General features: G+C 54.3%; 15 protein-coding genes. 12 read left to right on the plus strand and 3 right to left on the minus strand.

Annotated elements, in window-relative coordinates:
• Nucleotides 1-222 precede the first annotated feature (222 nt).
• From xrtT to aspT, 5 genes are all read left to right on the plus strand, one after another.
• Nucleotides 223-1,677, plus strand: a complete 1,455-nt coding sequence (xrtT, locus tag ACR0C3_RS06485) for an exosortase T (protein ID WP_480757786.1) — start codon at nucleotides 223-225, stop codon at nucleotides 1,675-1,677.
• 104 nt (nucleotides 1,678-1,781) lie between these two features.
• The gene (locus tag ACR0C3_RS06490; protein WP_480757787.1) at nucleotides 1,782-3,758 is read left to right on the plus strand and encodes a VIT and vWA domain-containing protein; all 1,977 of its coding nucleotides are present in this window, start codon (nucleotides 1,782-1,784) and stop codon (nucleotides 3,756-3,758) included.
• A gap of 153 nt (nucleotides 3,759-3,911) precedes the next feature.
• Nucleotides 3,912-4,595 (plus strand): response regulator transcription factor, encoded by a 684-nt coding sequence (locus ACR0C3_RS06495; protein WP_480757788.1) that lies wholly within the window; start codon nucleotides 3,912-3,914, stop codon nucleotides 4,593-4,595.
• Nucleotides 4,589-6,145 (plus strand): ATP-binding protein, encoded by a 1,557-nt coding sequence (locus tag ACR0C3_RS06500; protein ID WP_480757942.1) that lies wholly within the window; start codon nucleotides 4,589-4,591, stop codon nucleotides 6,143-6,145. The genes ACR0C3_RS06495 and ACR0C3_RS06500 overlap by 7 nt, the downstream gene beginning before the upstream one ends.
• Before the next feature lie 588 nt (nucleotides 6,146-6,733).
• Nucleotides 6,734-8,434 (plus strand): aspartate-alanine antiporter, encoded by a 1,701-nt coding sequence (gene aspT, locus ACR0C3_RS06505; protein WP_480757789.1) that lies wholly within the window; start codon nucleotides 6,734-6,736, stop codon nucleotides 8,432-8,434.
• Nucleotides 8,435-8,533: 99 nt separating this feature from the next.
• Here aspT and ACR0C3_RS06510 read toward each other — a convergent pair whose 3' ends face one another.
• From ACR0C3_RS06510 to ACR0C3_RS06520, 3 genes are all read right to left on the minus strand, one after another.
• A complete protein-coding gene (locus ACR0C3_RS06510) occupies nucleotides 8,534-10,165 on the minus strand; it encodes a bifunctional aspartate transaminase/aspartate 4-decarboxylase (protein ID WP_480757790.1) in 1,632 nt (543 codons plus the stop codon).
• Between the two features lie 520 nt (nucleotides 10,166-10,685).
• Nucleotides 10,686-11,381 carry a GntR family transcriptional regulator gene (locus tag ACR0C3_RS06515; RefSeq protein WP_480757791.1) on the minus strand — a complete coding sequence of 232 codons (696 nt, stop codon included), beginning with the start codon at nucleotides 11,379-11,381 and terminating at the stop codon, nucleotides 10,686-10,688.
• Between the two features lie 44 nt (nucleotides 11,382-11,425).
• Nucleotides 11,426-12,151, minus strand: coding sequence for a maleate cis-trans isomerase family protein (locus ACR0C3_RS06520; RefSeq protein ID WP_480757792.1), 726 nt, complete (start codon nucleotides 12,149-12,151; stop codon nucleotides 11,426-11,428).
• Nucleotides 12,152-12,323: 172 nt separating this feature from the next.
• On the opposite strand from ACR0C3_RS06520, the gene dctP reads away from it, so the two are divergent.
• From dctP to ACR0C3_RS06555, 7 genes are all read left to right on the plus strand, one after another.
• Nucleotides 12,324-13,328, plus strand: coding sequence for a TRAP transporter substrate-binding protein DctP (gene dctP / locus ACR0C3_RS06525; RefSeq protein WP_480757793.1), 1,005 nt, complete (start codon nucleotides 12,324-12,326; stop codon nucleotides 13,326-13,328).
• Between the two features lie 64 nt (nucleotides 13,329-13,392).
• A complete protein-coding gene (locus ACR0C3_RS06530; RefSeq protein ID WP_480757794.1) occupies nucleotides 13,393-14,004 on the plus strand; it encodes a TRAP transporter small permease in 612 nt (203 codons plus the stop codon).
• Nucleotide 14,005: 1 nt separating this feature from the next.
• On the plus strand, nucleotides 14,006-15,301 hold the full coding sequence (locus ACR0C3_RS06535; RefSeq protein WP_480757795.1) for a TRAP transporter large permease: 1,296 nt from the start codon (nucleotides 14,006-14,008) through the stop codon (nucleotides 15,299-15,301).
• Between the two features lie 152 nt (nucleotides 15,302-15,453).
• A complete protein-coding gene (locus ACR0C3_RS06540; RefSeq protein WP_480757796.1) occupies nucleotides 15,454-16,608 on the plus strand; it encodes a M24 family metallopeptidase in 1,155 nt (384 codons plus the stop codon).
• 128 nt (nucleotides 16,609-16,736) lie between these two features.
• Complete coding sequence (locus tag ACR0C3_RS06545) at nucleotides 16,737-16,940, plus strand: hypothetical protein (RefSeq protein ID WP_170471590.1); 204 nt, start codon at nucleotides 16,737-16,739, stop codon at nucleotides 16,938-16,940.
• 4 nt (nucleotides 16,941-16,944) lie between these two features.
• Complete coding sequence (locus ACR0C3_RS06550; RefSeq protein ID WP_480757797.1) at nucleotides 16,945-18,351, plus strand: amidase; 1,407 nt, start codon at nucleotides 16,945-16,947, stop codon at nucleotides 18,349-18,351.
• A 2-nt stretch (nucleotides 18,352-18,353) separates the two neighbouring features.
• Nucleotides 18,354-19,163, plus strand: coding sequence for a PhzF family phenazine biosynthesis protein (locus ACR0C3_RS06555; protein ID WP_480757798.1), 810 nt, complete (start codon nucleotides 18,354-18,356; stop codon nucleotides 19,161-19,163).
• The last annotated feature ends 176 nt before the right edge of the window (nucleotides 19,164-19,339 follow it).

Below are 19,339 nucleotides of genomic sequence, written 5' to 3' on the forward strand. Positions count from 1 at the left end.
TTGGTGCGCTGCAGAACACAGTGTTCCAATGATCGCATCCATTGCTGACGCCTGAAGCTCGGCGCGCTTTAGAAGTGATTGCAGAGCCTACATGGCATGAGGCAATACGCGCAGTGTGCTGAGGACTGAGAAAAGCGACAAAGACCTCACTTGAGAGTGTCTCATCAAAATCTGCACATCTTGGGCAGGGGAAATGCGCATTCGCCGGTCACATCTGGCGGAATGAAACGTTTGACCGCAGATAACTTGGCTTGGTGCACCTTCGCAACCGCCTCCGCAATTCTTGCAGCGCAGCCTTTGCAATGGCTTGCACAAAGCTGGCTTAGTCCGGCCTACGGATCGTACGGATATATCTATGTTCTGCTGATTTTTGGTTTGGCCGGCGTGAGCGTTCTGAGCGGCCGTCCAAAAGAAGTGGGCTCTCAGATACCTACGATTGCCGTGTTGTTGCTGGCCGCTTTGATCCGATTTCTAGGACAGGTTTTGGCGGTCAATATCCTCAGTGCTTGCGCGCTTGCATTGGATGTTTTCGCGCTGGTTTCGGTATTGCAGCTGCATCGTCGCCCCTTCGCGCTTTCGCCATTCTGGATGGCCACTCTGTTTTTGTTTTCTTTACCAGCCGAGATGGTCTTGCAGCGTACGCTTGGCTTCCCGTTGCAGATGGTTTCGGCGGAATTGTCCTGTCACATGCTTGGCTCTTTGTTTTCAGGTGTCGTTTGCGACGGGGTGCGCATCACTTTGGAACAGAAAGACATTCTGGTGGACTTGCCATGCTCGGGCGCGTCAGGGCTTTTGCTGTCGCTGGCTTTTGTGGTCACTCAGAACGCGATCATGCGTCCTAAACTGTATGTTGGTGGCCTCAGCGTTTTGACCGTGATCGGATGCGCCGCCTTGGGCAATAGCCTGCGCATTTCACTTCTGGCAATCGGGATTACACATGGTCTGGATGTGATGGCCGAACCTTGGCACAGCCTGATCGGCTTGGTAACGCTTGCTCTGACGGTTGCGCCCTTTGCGCTGTTTTATCGGCCCCGCAATGCGGTTGCACGTGCAGGCCGCCCACAATCCAGCCGGATCATCCTGCCGAAATCCATCAAAGCGCTTGGCGGGCTTGCTTGCCTAGTCGGCAGCATTGCCATCGTGTCCCTCAAGGCCAATCCAGTGGATGTTTCGGGCAGTGTGGCAACTCCGAACCTTCCCGCACAAATTCACGGGCATCTTATGCGAAGCGTGCCTCTGACTGCGATGGAGGCACACTACTTCGAAGCCTATGGCGGGCAGGCGCAGAAGGCTCAGTTTGGTCCGCTGGGGCTGAATGTGGTCAGCACGCGCGCACCGCTGCGGCATCTGCATGCACCGGAGATCTGCCTGAGGGGTCTGGGTTACAAGGTTCACTTTCTTGGCACACGCTATGACAGCGTTCCGAGTGCCTACTATCGCGCGATCGGCCCAAATGGGCACGAATGGCTCGTCGCAGTCAGCTACGTCTCACAAAACGGGCACGTCACACCCAGCGTAGGTGAAGCGATTTGGCGCTGGCTGAACGGCTCCGGCGGCACCTGGAGCAGCGTGCAAAGGATTACCCCATGGAGTCTGGACAGCGAGCTTCGCGCCCAACTCGACGCTGCCACGATTGCAGCTCTGGACATTCAAACCATCAAAGGAACGGACATATGATACGCCACTTTGCTTTTCTCTTCTTACTGTGCCCCGGGATTGTCTACGCCCAACCAGAAGACGACGTCGCGGGCCGATTGGTCGGTAGTAGTGCGGCGGGTCAATTGGATCTCCCGCTGCTCAAATCGGACCTTTCCGTTGATATTCAAGGCGATATTGCAACCGTTCAGGTGCAGCAGGTGTTCGTGAACCCATCAGATGATCCAATGTCGGCGGAGTATTTGTTTCCACTGAACCAAAAGGCCGCCGTCTATGCCATGCAGATGCGGGTTGGTGACGAAGTGATTGAGGCTGAGGTTCAGAAAAAGCACGAGGCCGAACAAACCTTTGAAACCGCAAAGCAAGAGGGTAAGGCCGCAGCCCTTTTGACCCAACATCGTCCCAACATGTTCACGCAGAACATTGCTAACCTGATGCCAGGGCAGCCGATCACAGTGACGCTGAGCTATGTGCAGGCGGTTCCAAAGATCGATGGCGGCTATGAGTTGGTGCTGCCACTGGTTGTCGGGCCGCGCTATCAGGGCATGGTGGACTTTGAACCGACTTCCGAGAATGTCGTGCTGTCGGACTTCCACGAAGAAGAGCTGGACGCCTCCGCCGTGGCCGAGATCGATGGCTGGGAGGTTTCCAAGCTGCCCGAGTACCCGCCGGTTCCAGGCCTGACGAACCCAGATACGATTGAACCCGCACGCGTTTCGCTGGCCCTGAACCTGCGTGGCGCGGTCCCCGTTTCCAATCTGACAAGCGCCACCCATGATCTGCAGCTTGATGAGTCCGATGGAATAATCAGTGCCACCTTCAAGGACGGACGCGTGATCGACAACCGTGATCTTGTTCTGCGCTATGAACTTGGCAGCGATCAAACAGCAGCCGGAGTGCTGGCTCATCATGATGAGCGTGGCGGTTTTGTGTCGCTGCTGATCGAACCCCCAAAGGTTCCGCAATTGGATCAAATCACGGCGCGAGAGCTGGTTTTTGTGCTCGATACCTCGGGATCAATGGGCGGCGCACCGCTGGATGCCAGCAAGCGTTTTATGGAGGCTGCGTTGCACGGTTTGCGTCCCGAGGACTATTTTCGCGTGATCAGGTTTTCTTCTGGCGCGTACGAATTCGCATCCCAAGCCGTTCCCGCCACACACGGCAACATCCGGTCTGGTTTGCGCTACGTGCGCGACCTCCGCGCTGGAGGTGGAACCGAAATCGATAACGCAATCCGGCACGCCTTTGCGACGCGGCAACCTGAGAATACACTGCGCATCGTCGTCTTTCTCAGCGATGGCTATATCGGGCGTGAAGCGGATGTATTGCGCACAATCCGGCGCCAGATCGGTGATGCTCGGATCTATGCCTTTGGTGTTGGCACTGCTGTCAATCGCTACCTTTTGGATGGGATGGCCAAAGAAGGTCGCGGCTATGCCCGATATGTCGACCCAACTCAGCGCGCGTCAGATGTTGCTGAAACGCTCGCCCAAGACCTGAAATCGCCGGTACTGACGGACATATCCGTCGATTGGGGCAGGCTGAATGTCACCGACGTAGTTCCCCAGCATATCCCTGACCTTTTCGACGGTGGCTCAATCCGGGTTATGGCTCGATACGAAGGTGGCGGGCCTACGGACATCAAGATCAATGGCTTGGTTCAGGGTCGAGACGCGCAAATGCCATTGTCTCCTAACCTGCCATCGAGGCCCACCGCTGAAGATGATATGCGCCAAGGAACTGCAATCCCATTGACCTGGGCGCGGACGAAAATTGCGGATTTGGACCGCGCGCTGGCGGTTCAGACCGGCAACCCCAGAAAGCTTGAGGCACAGATCACCGATCTTGGGTTGAAGTTCAATCTTCAGACGCAGTTCACCTCATTTGTGGCTGTGTCTAAACAGGTTGTGAATGAAGGCGAGGTACCGGCAAGAGTCACTCCGGTGGTCCTGCCTCAGGTGGCGGGCGTCGGCGCTGCAGCCTATCCCAAAACCGCGTTCAGCGGATCATCCACTCCCGAGCCTCAAGCGATTTTTGGGCTGATCATCCTGGCGGCTTTGGGTGCACTGCGTCTGACCCGAGTTCGGAGGATCACGGCATGAGGCACATACCATACAAATTGCGAACAGATGCCTGGTGGTTGGGGGACGATTTCAAATGGAGCGCACCACGTGTTCAAGCCCCACTTGACCCGGCCAATGGCAGTGTGATCTCTGATCGTGACTTGGGTGAAACTTCGACGGCGGACAGATACCGTGAACAACATTCTAATCGTAGATGATGATGCCCGTATCCGCGATGTCGTACGTTTTGCACTGGAAGATTCCGGTTTTCAAACCACCGAAGCGGGCACTGGTCAGGATGCATTAGAGCTGTTCAGAAAAACCCCGACTGACTTGGTTGTTCTGGATATCGGAATGCCCGAAATGGACGGGTTGGAAACGTGCAAGGAGCTGCGTAAAACTTCAACCGTACCTATCTTGTTTCTGACGGCACGGGATGATGAGATCGACCGCATTCTTGGGTTTCAACTTGGTGGCGATGACTATGTCATTAAGCCTTTCAGCCCGCGCGAGTTGGTACTTCGGATCAAAGCCATTCTCGCGCGCTCGGCAGCCACAAAGGCGCCCGATGGTGTGACGGTTTTTCAGGATCTACGGCTGGATCACAGCGCCCATCGTTGCACCCTAGCGGAAACCGAAATTCAGCTGACCGGGATCGAGTTCTCGGTGCTATCTATCCTCGCCAAGGCACCAAGCAGGGTCTTCGGGCGGTCGCAGCTCATCGAAATGGTCTATGGTCACAACACCTACCTGTCCGGTCGCACAGTTGACAGCCATATTCGCAATATCCGTCAAAAGGCACGGGCGTCGGGCTATCCAGACCTGATCCAGACCGTGCACGGGGTTGGTGTAAAATTGGGCGTTTGTCGGTGCTGACCGTCAAGAAAAAATGGCGGCCTTCGCTCGCACTGGTGATTGCGTTGGTCTGCATCGCATTGGTGACGCTTCCAATCACAAGCGTCCTGGGCGCTCGCTTATCCAGCAACCAGTTCGCGCGTGAAACGGAACGCAGCCTGCTGTCTCAGGCGGTTATCTTTGCCGAGGTGTATGCTGCGGCTTTCTCAGAATTCCAACATACGCCCGATGTTGGCCACAGCTTGTCCGCCGAACAGATCACGCGGCTTGAGCAGGACTTTCATCCCATAGCACCCAGTTTGGACCTGCTTCGCGGTGAGGTTTCACCGCCCAGACCTGATCCGGTTTCAATAGATGAACCTTTGGCTGCGCCATACGCGGCGATGTCTCAAACGTTGTCCCAGTTGGCCATGTCTGCAAAGAAGACGACTCTATCAGGATATGTTTTCACTGATCATTCTGGTCGGGTCATTGCCAGCAGTGGATCCGTCACCGGGTCCTTTCTGCATGTCCCGGAAGTGTCTCAAGCTCTGCAGGGGGAAACCATTTCTGTGTTGCGGCATCGGGACAATCCGTCTGAGAGGCATCTTCTGAATTCGATTAGCAGGGATACGTCATACCGCGTGTTCGTTGCACATCCCGTTGTGTTGGGCAATCGGGTTATTGGCTCCGTTTACCTGTCGCGCACGCCCATGGATCTGAGGAAGTTTCTGTTTCAGGAACGGTTCACACTGGGTTCTGTTGCCGTGTTCATGCTGGTGTCTGCGGTCGGGGTCGGTTGGATGATGTGGCGACTGGTCTCGAAGCCAATTCGCGACCTCAGCAGTCAAAGCCGAGATGTCGCAAACGGGTCGAAGCCAACGCCTGACCCGGTGCCGCACTATGGGGTGAGGGAATTGGCAGATTTGGGCAACAACGTCGTTTCTATGGCCGCAACCTTGTCAGAACGTTCCACAGCGATTGAAACTTACACGAGCCATGTCACACATGAGTTGAAATCGCCGGTCACCGCAATTCTCGGTGCGGCGGAGCTGTTGTCTGAAGGGCCATCTGCTTTAGCCGGTGACCGAAACCAGAAACTGGTTCTCAACATAAAGGAGGAAGGTCTGCGCATGAACGCGCTGCTGGCTCGTCTTCGCGAACTGGCCCGGGCCAGCATTCACACTGACGCGACTCCAACGCCATTGGCGGATATTGTCCAAGCCGCATCAGCCGAGTTTTCAGAGCACGTCATTGAGTGCCACGCGCCTTCCGACACTCGCCTACCATTGTCCAAAGATCAGGGGCACATTGTTCTGCATCATCTTTTGCAAAATGCATTCCAGCACGGGGCAACACGTGTCGACATAACATTTGATGCAGCTTCTAACAGCTTGATTGTCTCTGATGACGGCACGGGAATTTCCCCGCGCAACAGCACACGCATCAGCGAGCCCTTCTTCACGACAAGACGGGATCAAGGAGGTACTGGCTTGGGATTGTCCATTATTTCCGCTGTATTGAAACAAGCAAATGCAGTGATCGAGACAATGAACCCAGAACATGGCGCCAGTTTTCGGATCAGGTTTTGAGCCTCAGTTGAGAGTACTCTTGGCGGGTAAGCTTGGGTTGGTGCCGGCTTTCACAACTTGCTGCACGCTCCACTTTTGCAGATCGGATGACAGCGTTTTACCCAGACTGAAATTTCTACACTATTAGCTGTAGAAGTCGCGCTAACTCCCGTCAAACTTGCGCAACCTTCGGCTCTGTCGCACAAAACTAGGAGATGAGGCTAAAGACTAAACTGCGTTCACAACGACTCTGTTCTGAACGCGGTAGCCATAGGTTCATTTTTATCGCTTCATTCCTGCAGGATAGGTCGGAAAAACAACCTCCACTCGCTGCAGCTTGGGTGAATATCTGAAAATGGTCGAAGAGAGCATAGGAATCCATCGAAATGGCCAAGGCTCTTTCCCAAAAGGCAAAGAGGGAATGGCGTGATCTACGTTTCGAAAATAGTTATTTAGATTTCAAGTTCACCCGAATATTTCAAGAAACTGTTCCGAATGGCTTCATAGAGTCCGCACGACGTCGGGTGTCTAAATTTTTTTGTTCTCAATACAGTAAGTCTCTGTATCTTGGGGAGAAACGACCAGCGTTTGAACCCTGGAGATTTCACAATGGAATTGATTACAGAACAGCTTCGCGCCTTCCCGATTATGGCATTGTTTCTTTGTCTGGGTCTTGGATACGGCGTCGGAAAGTTTCGGGTCGGCAAGTTCGAATTGGGGGGCATTGCGGGCACGTTGTTGGTGGCGGTCTTCATTGGCCAGATCGGTGGTATCAACCTGAGCACCGATGTTCAGAATGTGTTCTTTTCCCTTTTCATATTCATGGTCGGTTACAATGGCGGGCCTCAGTTTTTTGCGGCCTTGAACCGAACTGCGCTGACCAAGCTACTGGCCGCGTTTATGATGACCCTCTGGGGGTTGTTTTTTGTTATCGTTGTTGCTCGGTTGGCGGGCTTGGACAAAGGGCTGGCCGCGGGGTTGGCTGCTGGCGGCCTGACACAATCTGCAATCATTGGCACCGCTGGAAACGCCATCGATCTGCTTGGGCTCGCCGCTGATGAGGCGGAAAAACTGAAAACCAACATCGCAGTAGGATACTCGGTTACTTACATCTTCGGCTCAATCGGCCCGATATTGGCAGTTAGCATCATTCCCATCATCATGCGTGTCGATCTGCGGCAAGAAGCGATTAAGTTGGCTCAGAAACTCGGCGGCGGTGGTCCCAAACTAGAGGAAGGTGAGTTCCTTCCCATGAATCGGTTCGACGCCCGCGCCTATCAAGTAAATGCCGATGCAAGCATTGCCGGAAAGTCCGTCAAGGACATCGAAAGCGGCTATGATGGCGATCTGATCGTAGAACGGTTGCTCCACGATGGCGCTCCTGTAGATCCGACCCCCGAAACGATAGTCAATGCCGGAGACGTTGTGGTTGTCTCCGGCCTCGTCGCGACTTTGACCCAGTTCGAGGGGAGCGCCAGTGGTGAAATCGGAGAGTATCCCCCTGAACTGACGGTTGTGGAGGAACGTCGCAACGTCGTGGTCACCAACCGCAAACTGACCGGTAAAACCTTGGCAGAGCTGCGCGAAGCTCTGACGGCAGATCAAAGGCGCGGTGTTCATATCTCAAAGATCACTCGCATGGGCCATGATGTCCCCGTCCTGCATAACACAGAGATCCATGCAGGTGACGAGATCAGTATTGTCGGTCACAAGGACGACCTGAACCGAGTTGCCAAAGTTGCAGGCTACGTGCCGCCTTCGGCCTCAGTCACCAATTTCATTGCATTGGGGATCGGCGTGGCCATCGGCTATCTGATCGGAGAGATCAGTTTTGTCATCGCGGGAACGAAGGTGGCTTTGGGGTCCGGCCTTGGTTGCCTGGTTACAGGATTGATCATCGGGTACATGCGTATCCGGCAACCCAAGATCGGCGGTATTAATCGTGGGGCCGCGAATTTCCTTCAGAGTTTCGGATTGGCTGTGTTTGTTGGTGTCGTTGGCCTCAATGCAGGCAAACCTGCGCTAGAGGCAATTCAGGAATATGGGATCATACTTCTGCTTTTGGGTGTTGTGGTTACATTGATGCCCATGATCGTGCAGTTCCCGATCAACTACTTCGTCCTGCGTATCAAGAACCCGGTTGAAGCCTGTGCGGTTGTGACCGGATCACGCTCGGGTAATCCCGGTTTTGCGACACTCTTGGAAAAAGCCGGAAACTCGACACCCACACCCGCCTTTACCATGACCTATGCCGTGGCCAATATCTTCCTGACACTCTGGGGGCCGTTGGTTGTGGCTTTTGTTCCGTAGGACAGACCGCACAACAATCAGAGTCCTAGCTTAGAAGGGTGAGATCAGCATGTGTACCAATCATCATGCTGATCCGATGCTTTATGCCGTTGCAGGATATCAACCGTGTAAAGGCAGCCCTTTTGAGGCACGGTAGGCCTGCACGTAGCCTGTGGCCACCGCGCGCACCGCTCTTCCGATCTGGCGATAAGCACTATCATCCAAATTGGCGAACGATACCCGCGCCGACCAGTTCGGCGCGTCAAAGCCCGATCCATTCAGCAACACGATCCCGTGGTCCTGCGCCAGTTTGAAGGATATATCCAGCGGGTGAACATTCTCTTTGATCCACTCGACAACCTCTTCGCCCACGTATTTGCGAAGCCAGAATTCGAAGTCGATAATACCATAGTATTTGTCGAACAGCGAGTTATCGGGAACTTCGATGCCCATCCCGTCGACCAACTCGTCAAAGCGATGCTTCAGAATACCCCAGCAGAATTTCTGATAGGCCTTCTCTTCGTCCATAAGCTCGACCAACGAAAACAAAGTCATCATCACCTGTTGTGGCAGCGACAGACCTGCAGTGTGGTTCAGCGCAACATCGCGGCTGTCGGCGACGATCCGGTCGATGAACTTGAACGAGGATGGATCAGGCGTCAACGTTTCGTACCGTGCGTTGACGACGGCTTTTGTTTCGTCCGGAGCATCCGCAATCATCTTGTCGAAGATGTTGTTCTCAGCCACCAAAATTGCGCCTAAACGCCACCCGGTGCAACCAAAGTACTTGGAGTAGGAATAGACCCCGATGGTGTTCTCAGGCAGATGCCCCAAGATCGACTGAAAGTTTGGAACGAAGGTCCCGTACACGTCGTCAGTCAAAATGATCAGGTCCGGGCGGCGGGTCTTTACGAACTCGACAAGCCGAGCCGAGACTTCGGGGCTGATAGCAACTGAAGATGGATTGCCCGGGTTAACTAGAAAGAGTGCTTTGACTTTCGGGTCGGACAGAATTTCGAAATCTTCGTCGTTGAGTTGAAAGTGATCCTCTTCTTTCGAAGAGACATCCACCGTGTTCAGCCCATAATCTTCAAGGACCGGCATCTCCAGATAGGGTGTGAAAATCGGTGTACCCAACGCAATCGTGTCACCGGCATTCAGCAATCGCTGGTTCTTGAGCGCTTTGAAGATGTAACACATCGCTGCGGTTCCGCCCTCAACTGCGTAGATATCAAACTTCGCATCCGGTCGGTGCCCTGCGCACATCGCCCACATAACGTATTCATGCACAATCGCTTCGTTGTGCTCCATGCACCGGTCGGGCATCGGGTAATGGTCGCCGACGATACCATCGGTCAACTCGAGTACGAAATCGTCTGGCGTAAAGCCAAATTTCTCAATCGCAAAATCAACGACTGCCACCAAAGTGCTCGCACCAGGAGGGCCGTTTCCTTCAACCGATTTGGCGCAATACGTTTTGAGCCGATCATAGCAGCCTGGCCCTTGCGGCATCCCAGCCAGACCGACCTCCGGCTCGTTCCGATGGCGCTGAGCTTCTGTCATGGCGAACTGCCCTAACAGGAAAAATGCCTCCCGTGCTTTGGTGGCGATCCAGTTTGGGTTCCCTCGACCGGCATTTAGGTATGGCAGAGCCATTTGCCGCGCCTCTTTTTGCGCCAACTTGATAAGTTCGTCTTTAATTTGGAAAGGACTTAGGTTTTCAAATTTATGCAGGTTGAGCGATTCTGGCATGACATCAAATCCTTGCGTTAAAACAGATGACGTAGTTCAGCGGATCGCATGCAAGGCAATGTGTCAATGAAAACAACGATAATTGAAGGGGTCAGTGTGCAACCGAGGATTGCGTGGCGTCATTAGAAGCTTTGGCTGCAACCTTTTTTGCAAGGTAGTCAGAGTGATAGAAATTGCGCTGAGGCTCTGAGCTGACATGCCGCGAGAAGTTGCAATGGCCGAATAGGGGACGTCACAATCATTCTGCGTGCGTATGATAAACGCCGCTTTCTGAGGGTCTGTCGAGAAGCGTAGGGTAGCGTGCCACTCTACTGAAAGTCGCTTCACAAAACACCCGGGCTGTGACGTTCTTGTTTACGTTGATGCCCAAGGTTTAATTCTAGGCGAACAGAAGCGTTTGCTCCTAATGGTTCAGAATCTAACCAGAATGCGGTTGTGCCAATGGGAAAGGCGAGTTGATCTGCCGAAACCAATTTCTCTGAAATTCTAAGAAAATTCCAACGAGCCTTGAGCAATCGACTCAAAACTCACGTTCTTCTTGTCGCTTCAAAAGATGTGTCTCAATTAGTTGAAAAGCATATCCTATGTAGACTCTCTGCAGAAATCCGACGGCGGCGATGTCTTCACGCTCCAGTGCTTTGGCCAAGTCAGAGGTCTCTCGCACCAATGAATCGTAGGCAACTACGCCAACAATCTGTTCCATGCGATGCCAGACGCTGGACGACTGGAAATATGCCTGGTTCCAGAATTCGCGCAGAGAGTGGTTTCCGATCAGAGATGTGATCAGGGTCTGTAGGCGTTGGTTCAGTTTTACGTATTCCTGAGAGTCTAGTTGCTCGCGCAGCGCGACGGCTTTTTCATGGATCGAACGCGCTTCTTCGCGGTGGTATTTTGTGACAGTGATCGGCGACAAGGCCCCGATCATCTGGGCAAGCTCCATCCTCATTTCGTAAAGATGGCGGACCCGTTCTGCTGAAAGCTCGATGACAACGGTGCCGACACCATTGCGCGTCTCTACCAATCCAAGATGCCCGATGCGCGCGATGGCATCTCTGACGGGGGTTCTGCTGACTCCGAATTCCTTGGCAAGCGCAGCCTCTTTCAGTTGAGTGCCCGGAGGGTAGTGCGCGAAGCAGATGCGTTCCAAGATTTGTTCTTGGATCTCGTCTACGGTTACCTTTGAGGGCGCCGCAATTCCTGAATCTGCGATAGTCACGGTTCTGATCCCTCTGGGTGCTCTTTGCTGTCATAGACTACCAATCAGTAGTCTCTCAACAACCGACCGTACCCAGCAATTTGGTCATCAACACCCGCTTTACGCAAGACATCCCAGGCCATGGCTTGATTGGAACAAACTACGGGTTTGTTCAGGGCGTCTTCGAGCCGTTCAATGACTTCGAGTGACCGCAACGCACCGCAGCTAATAAACACGGCATCGGCCGCCCCGGAATCGACCGAATGGGCCAACTGTTCGATCACGTCCGGTCGTACACGGATCATGTCGCTGTCTTTTTCCAGCTTCAGACCGCGTATCCTCGTGACGTGGAGGCCTCGTTCTTCAAGATACTGTTTTTCTTTCAGATTCACGTCTTCAAGGTAAGGTGTGCACACCGCGATCTTTTCTGCCGAAAGTGCTTTTAAAGCGCGAATGGCAGAGGTGATCAAAGAGGTCGCGATCGCGTTCGGTGCGCCTTTGCGCAGTTCGCGAAATACGTTTTCTTCTCCTAGGACCAAACTGCCGGACGTGCAGGCATAGCTGATCACATCCAGACTACCATCTGGCAACAAGGTCGACGCGGCGCGTGCCAGGTCAGCCCCGACTGCGGTCAGACTGTCAACTGTGATGCTGTCTGGAATGGCCACCCGGGTGAAATGTGCACCGACGCCTTCTGGCATCAGTTCCATCATATCGTCTTCGATTGTCTGCTCGGTCGCGAGTAGAACGAATCCTATTTTTGCCCGTTTGTGGCGGCCCTCATCGAACATGGATCCTTGATCAATTCTCATAGCCTGCATGCACCTCATTCATTTTGTCGTGAAAATAGTGGGTAAAATTGATTATTGACATTAAGCTGTATACAGGTCAACTGTCCCGCCAGCCTGATTGGGGTTCCTCAAGCACAGGCCGAGATTCGATCAAAGGGAGGTACCTTCGTAAATGCAGGTGTCAAAATTTCTGAAAACTGGGGCTGCCGCGCTCGGCTTTGCCGGGTTCGCCGTGTCCAGTGTATCGGCTCAGGACATCATTCTGGGCCACGTCATGGATCAGGAACACATCTTCCACAAAGTCTCCGAACAGTTCATCGAACGGCTGGACGAGCTTTCTGGTGGAACCATGTCGGTTTCTTATCACCCCGGCGGTGATCTTGGAGATTGGACATCGATCGTTGAGCAGGTCGCTCAAGGCGCTGTTCAGATGACCATGTCGTGGAACCATTCCGAGCTTGATCCGCGCTGGGACGTGTCCGTTCTGGGCTATGTCGCCAACGACTGGGAGTCGGGCAAGGAAGTCTACGGTCCCGGTTCGACAATGAATGAAGTCTACAACGACATCATGAATGACTTGGGCATGGAGTTGCTGGGTACGATCCCGACCGACTTCACCGGTTTCGTTGTGCGCAAAGGCGTTGACGTTCCTCTAGACTTCCCAACCGATGCCGAAGGTTTCAAGATGCGCGTTCCGGGTATGCCCATGGCGATCGAGCGCTACAAGGCAACCGGTTTTTCGGTCGTTCCGATGGCGTTCTCTGAAGTGCATACAGCATTGCAGACCGGTGCCATTGACGGTCGGGCCTACTCGCCGCCCTCCGAGGTTTTGTTGTTTAAGGACGTGCTGAGCGCCTATGTCTTCACGCGCGAAAACTTCGAACACACCTTCTGGACAGCAAACAAAACGTGGTTTGATGGCCTGACAGCGGAGCAGCAAGGCTGGGTGAAAGAGGCGGCCAACGAGGCTGTTACTTGGGCGTGGGAAAACGCCGAGTCCGAAAGCCCCAAGTGGTTCGAGCAGATCGAAGCGGCCGGGATTGAAGTCGTTGAACTGACCCCCGAGCAGCTGGATGCCTACCGCTCAAAGGTTGTCGCCGTCGAATACCCCTACATGGAGGAGATCATCGGCACAGAAGTGATGGGTGCCATCAAGCAGGCGGCCGGCGTGGAATAGCGCCACTTACGAACACGCGCAAAGCCCGCTTTGCGCGTGCTTCCTTATGGGGATGGGAGGGAAAATGACGAAGGATATCTTGCATACGGACAGTCTGGACGATGTCCTGGTGCCATCGCCGATCATACCGGTGCCTGCGCCAGAGGATCGCGATCTGCCTGTCTATCGCGGCCTCGATGGCCTGTACTCGCTGGAATCCAAAGTTGCGTGGCTGTTGCGCGTCATCATGTTTGTCGCAATGCTTGCCCTTGGCCTTGTCATGGCCGCGCAGGTTTTCATGCGATATGTCATTTCGTCTCCGTTCCTCGGTATCGAAGAGCTGGCACCGATGATGGCCTTGTGGATCTACTTCATCGGAATGGCGTATTGCTCGCGCGAGCGTGACCAAATCGAAGGTGGAGTGATGTCGCTGGTCTTTCGAAATCGAAAGACATTGCTTGCCCTGCGTTTGTTCGGGTCGATCCTCTGCTTGGTGGCACTGATCGTCTTTGCCAAATACGCTTGGGATTTTGCGCAGTTCAACATCAACCTGAACCGCAAAAGCTCGTATATGAAATTTCCAAAATACATGTGGGATCTCAGCATGGTCTTCGGCTTCATGCTGATGGGCTTCTACATGCTACTTCAGATCTTTCTCGAAGCCCGTGCGCTGATCACTGGCAAGGGAGGAGAATGACATGACGCTGTTCTTCGTCGCAATCGCAATTGTCATTGTCCTGCTGCTGATCGAGGTGCCCGTCGGCTTTGCCTTCGGCATCGGTGCGCTTGTCTTTGGCACTTTGCAGGGCACAGACATCTCGTTTCATGCCGGGTTTGGCTATTCGCAGGTCAGTGCGTTCTCGCTGCTTGCCATTCCGCTGTTTATCCTGTCGGGCACCCTGATGGGCGCGTCGGGGATATCCGAGCGCCTCCTGGATTTCGTCAATTCCTTCGTCGGGCGAACCAAGGGTGGTCTGGGCGCGGTGACCGTTGTGACCTGTGCGCTGTTCGGCGCGATTTCGGGATCGGCCTCTGCTGCGATTGCAGCCATCGGGAAAATCATGGTCCCGCGCATGATCAAGGAAGGGTATCCGCCGGGCCATGCAACTGCGCTAGTGGCTGTTTCTTCGGTTCTGGCTCTGATGATCCCGCCCAGCATCCCAATGATTGTCTTTGCGATTGCAATCCGCGAGTCAGTGGCCAAGTGTTTTCTTGCAACCATGGGCCCCGGGATCCTGCTGGCCGCGACCTATTGCGCGCTGAATTTCTGGTTTCTGCGCAACAACACGACGATTACAGTTGCAGAGAGACTTTCTTTTTCCGGCACCGTGAAAGAAATCGGCCAAACCGGTAAGCGTGCGAGCCTTGCGATCATCATGCCTGTTATCATTTTGGGCGGCATCTACAGCGGCATCGCCACTCCGACGGAGGCCGGTTCGATGGCTCTGGTCTATACGCTCGCTGTCGGTCTGTTGATCTACCGCACGCTGCCGTTCGACAAATTGTTTGCCTCAACAGTCGAAGCCGCGCGTCTGACCGGCGCGATCCTGATGGTCCTATTCTTCCTGTTCGTCATGAGCCGCGGCATGGTTCTGGCAAAAGTGCCGACCCAGTTTGCCGATCTGTTGCTGACGATATCGGAAAACAAGATTGTTGTCCTGTTGCTGATCAATCTGCTGTTGCTGATCATGGGCATGATTATCGACGACGTATCGGGTGGAGTTCTGGCTGCGATCATTCTTCTGCCTGTAACGCAGAAGATTGGTTTGGATCCGATCCATTTCGCTGCCATTGTCGGTACGAACCTGGGACTGGGCAACATCTCTCCACCTTGCGCACCGCTGCTTTACATGGCCGGGGGCGTCACCCGACAACCCCTGTCAACCTATGTCGGCCCGACCTTGAAGTTCCTGCTGTTGGGTCACCTGCCGATGGTCTTCGTTGTTACCTTCGTGCCGCCGGTCGCTCTCTTCTTGCCGGGTCTCTTAGACTGAGGCGCGAAAACGCCGCCCGCGTGGAAGGTGGGCGGTGTTGAAATTCACAATCGAAATGGCCGCCCGTGCGACAATGACAGGACGGCCTCAGGATCAACCCTGCCATCGGTTTTGGCGTCATGCCGTTGGCTTTTCTTGAAGGATGAAGGCACATGCTTGAACATGCAAAACAAAGAACGATTAAGCTTCAGAGCCGCATGAAGGACGCAGGCATTCAGAAGGCCGTGTTTACCGATGAAAGCTCAATGGCCTATCTGGCAGGTTTCTGGGGCTACCTGGGGATCGAGTTCGGGCGCCCCACGATGTTGGTGGTGGACGCGGATGACTCGCCTGTCGTCATCACGCCGCTGATGGAGTCGGAGATGGTCGCCGCGATGACATGGGTCGAAGACGTGCGCACCTGGGAAGATATCGGACAACGCACATGGGGCCGCGCGCTGGCCGGTGTTTTGGGCGAGAACCCATCCGAGATCTGGGTTGAAAAGGGATCGATCCCTGCAATTGTCCGCAATCATCTGGACGAGACTTATCCGGGCGTTCCTCTCAAGGATATCTCTCCGGTACTGGGCGCGATGCGGACCATCAAGTCACCCTTCGAAATAGAAGTGATGAAACAGGCTGGAGAGATCGCTGGTGCGATGATGCTTGCGGCGCATAATTCCTTGAAAGTAGGCGCACAGGAATACGAGAGCGCGCTGGCGGTAATTGATGCAGGTTCGCGCAAGGCGGCCACTTTCCTGACCGACAAGGGTTGGGACAGCTTCGTCTCGCCCATGATCCACAACCTGCAGATTGTTCAAAGCGGCAAGAATACCTCGATGGTGCATGGTCGTGCCGGTGTGAAAGCTTATGAAAAGTTTGATCCCGTCTATTTCTGCTTCTGCAACATGGCGCAGTTCAAACAGTACAAGCTGGGCTTCGACCGTATGTTCAACATCGGCGAAGTGAAAGACCTAGACCGCGAGGTGCAGCAGGCTGCGATTGACGCACAGCAAGCCGCGATCCACGCGATCCGCCCGGGCGTTCTGGCCGAAGACGTCGCTGCAGCCGCTAACGAAGTCTATCAGGAACGCGGTTATGAAACCGGCTACCGTACCGGTCGATCCATCGGTGTTGCATATCTGGAAGCGCCGGAGCTCAAAGCCGGAGACAAGACAGTTCTGCAGCCGGGCATGACCTTTGCGGTAGACGGCGGCATTTCGGTCGATGGTGTCACTGCAGGTCGGATTGGTGACTCGGTGGTCGTTACGGAAACCGGGTTTGACTACATCACCAACTATCCGCGTGAGATCCTGCTGAGCAAATAAATCAACGGCGGTGGAAACGGTTATGGCAGCAGATTGCCAAATGGTTGAACTATCGCGACTGTTGCTCACGAGCTCGGCGCGCGTATTGCGCGTCGGAAGATTCATCGGAACCTGCGTGGATGGGTAACATGCAAAAACTGAAAAAAGAGACTCTGACAGGTATCTGCAACCAGATGGCCTCGCACGACTGGAGCGATGCGGAAATAGACGAACTTGTAGACCCGAAACTAGGCATCATTACCGGATTTCAGGAGTTGTTGGACGAGTTGGAGGTCCTTCGCAAGATCGACCTTGGCACGATACCTCCGGCCTTGACTGTTCAGAAGCGATAGACAGATGACAAATGAAATAGCGTTTGACACTGTCCGCGGTCTTAAGTCCAGGCTTGATGCCGGTGAAATAACGCCAACTGAACTGGTCGCGGTTTTTGCCGAGCGGATTGCAAGGCACAATGACCGTTCCAAGGCCTTTATCACCGTGACAGATAAATCTGCGCGCCAGGTGGCCAAAGCCCTCACGCGCGACGATTTGGAGCGGGCGCGTTTTGCGGGTATTCCATACGCATCCAAAGATCTTTTCGACATCGAAGGGGTTCTGACATCAGCTGGATCGCGCGTGTTTCATGACAGAATTGCATCGGAGGACGCCTTTGTCATCGCCCGTATGCGAGAGGTAAACGCGCTGAGCCTGGGCAAGACCAATCTTCATGAGTTTGCTTACGGCGCAACCGGCGAAAATGAGGTCTATGGAACCTGCGTGAACGCCTATGACCCAAGCCGACTGGCCGGAGGATCGTCCAGCGGATCAGCGGCAGCGGTGGCCTTCGGCTTGGTCCCTGCCAGCCTGGGCACGGACACTGGCGGATCAGTGCGCGCGCCTGCGGCGTTGAACGGGCTAGTCGGACTGAAACCAACCATTGGCCGAGTGCCGACGACGGGTGTGGTGCCATATTGCTGGACGTTAGATCATGTGGGCATCATGACTCGAGACGTCACAGATTGCGCTGATTTACTCGGGATCATTGCGGGCTACGATCCTCGTGATCCGGGTTCGCAAAACCTTGCGGTCGAAGACTATGCCGCAGCGCTCGATGGCGATATCTCTTGGTTGCGCATCGGCATTCCCACAAATTTCTATTTCGAGCGAACTGATCCAGAAATCTTGACAGCATTGGAAGATGTCAAACGCTTTGTGACTGCGAAGGGCGCGGCATTGATCCCAGTGACCTTTCCGGATCTTGAACATAGCCGCGCCGTGTCTCTCACCGTTCAGATGCCGGAAGCTCTGAGCGCGCATTCGGCCTATTTGCAAGACCGGGGTGAGCTTTATGGGCAGGATTTTCGCGCCGGATTGGCGCTGGGACAGACGCTCCTGGCGGAACACTACATTCGGGCCAAGCGCTTCGTAGAACTCTATCGGCAAGAGACCAACGCGTTGTTTGATGAGGTCGACCTGATCCTGACGCCGGCGACGCCGGAAATTGCGCAAAAGCTGGGAACCGTGAAGACAACCCGTGACGGTGTGGAAGAAGCAGTTGGCAATGCCACTACGCGTTTTACTACCTTCTTTAACATGTCCGGCCATCCTGCGCTGACGATGCCATGTGCAATGCACTCGGAAGGATTGCCGATTGGGTTGCAGCTGGTTGGCAGGTATTTCGAAGAAAGCACGGTTCTTCGTGCCGCCTTTGCCATTGAAAACGACGGGGCGTTCACAATCCCGCGCCCGAATGTAGACGGCTAGGGATGAAACTTCGAACCTTTATCGTCGATGCCTTTTCAGACTGTACGCTCAGCGGAAACCCTGCTGGCGTTTGCCCACTGGATCAATGGCTGCCTGTACAGGTCATGCAATCCATCGCGAGTGAGCTGAACCAATCTGAAACGGTGTTTTTTGTTCCTCGCGCAAATGCGCGCAACCGCGCAGAGCATGCCGAATTCGACATACGTTGGTTCACCCCAACGCGCGAGGTGGATATGATCGGGCACGCGACCCTTGCGGCCGCTCATATCGTGCTCTCCGATCTCGAGGTTGGGTTGGATTCAGTCACCTTCCATTCTGAATCCTCCCGGATGACCGTTCGACGTGGGGATAACGGATTGCGTCTGGATATGCCCGCACTTGTGCCAGAGGTGGTCGATGTCCCCATGGGGCTGATCGAAGCACTTGGGAAGAAGCCCTCGGCTTTGTTGGCCGCAAAGCACTATCTGGCTGTTTTTGAGAGCGAAAATGACATTCTGAGCTGTGCTCCAGATTTTGCTGCTTTGGCAAAACTACCGTTACCCGCAGTGATCATATCGGCGCAAGGGACAGGGGAATTTGATTTCGTTTCACGGTTCTTTGCCCCAGCAAATGGTGTGCCAGAAGATTCCGTATCAGGCGTTTCACATTGCTGTTTGACGCCATACTGGTCTCGGAGACTGGAGAAAAAACATTTGTTGGCTCGTCAGCTTTCTGCGCGAGGTGGAGTCATTGCTTGTGAAGCGGATGGCAACCGCGTCATCCTTGAAGGCGTTGCTGTTACTTCGTTGGAGGGTTTTTTGTTCGCTCAATAGAGCGACTGTCAACCGACCCTGGGCGCCAAACGGACCGCAGAGGCTCTTAGGCACGTTTCTGCCGCGCTGATCGTGCTGGATGGCTTGCGACTTTTGGTGGTTTTGACATATAAGTCGAGATAACCCCCGGGGGGGATATAGAAACGCCGCAGAGGCACTGAAAACGTGAGAGCAGT

This window comes from Ruegeria sp. CK3, from assembly GCF_056536565.1.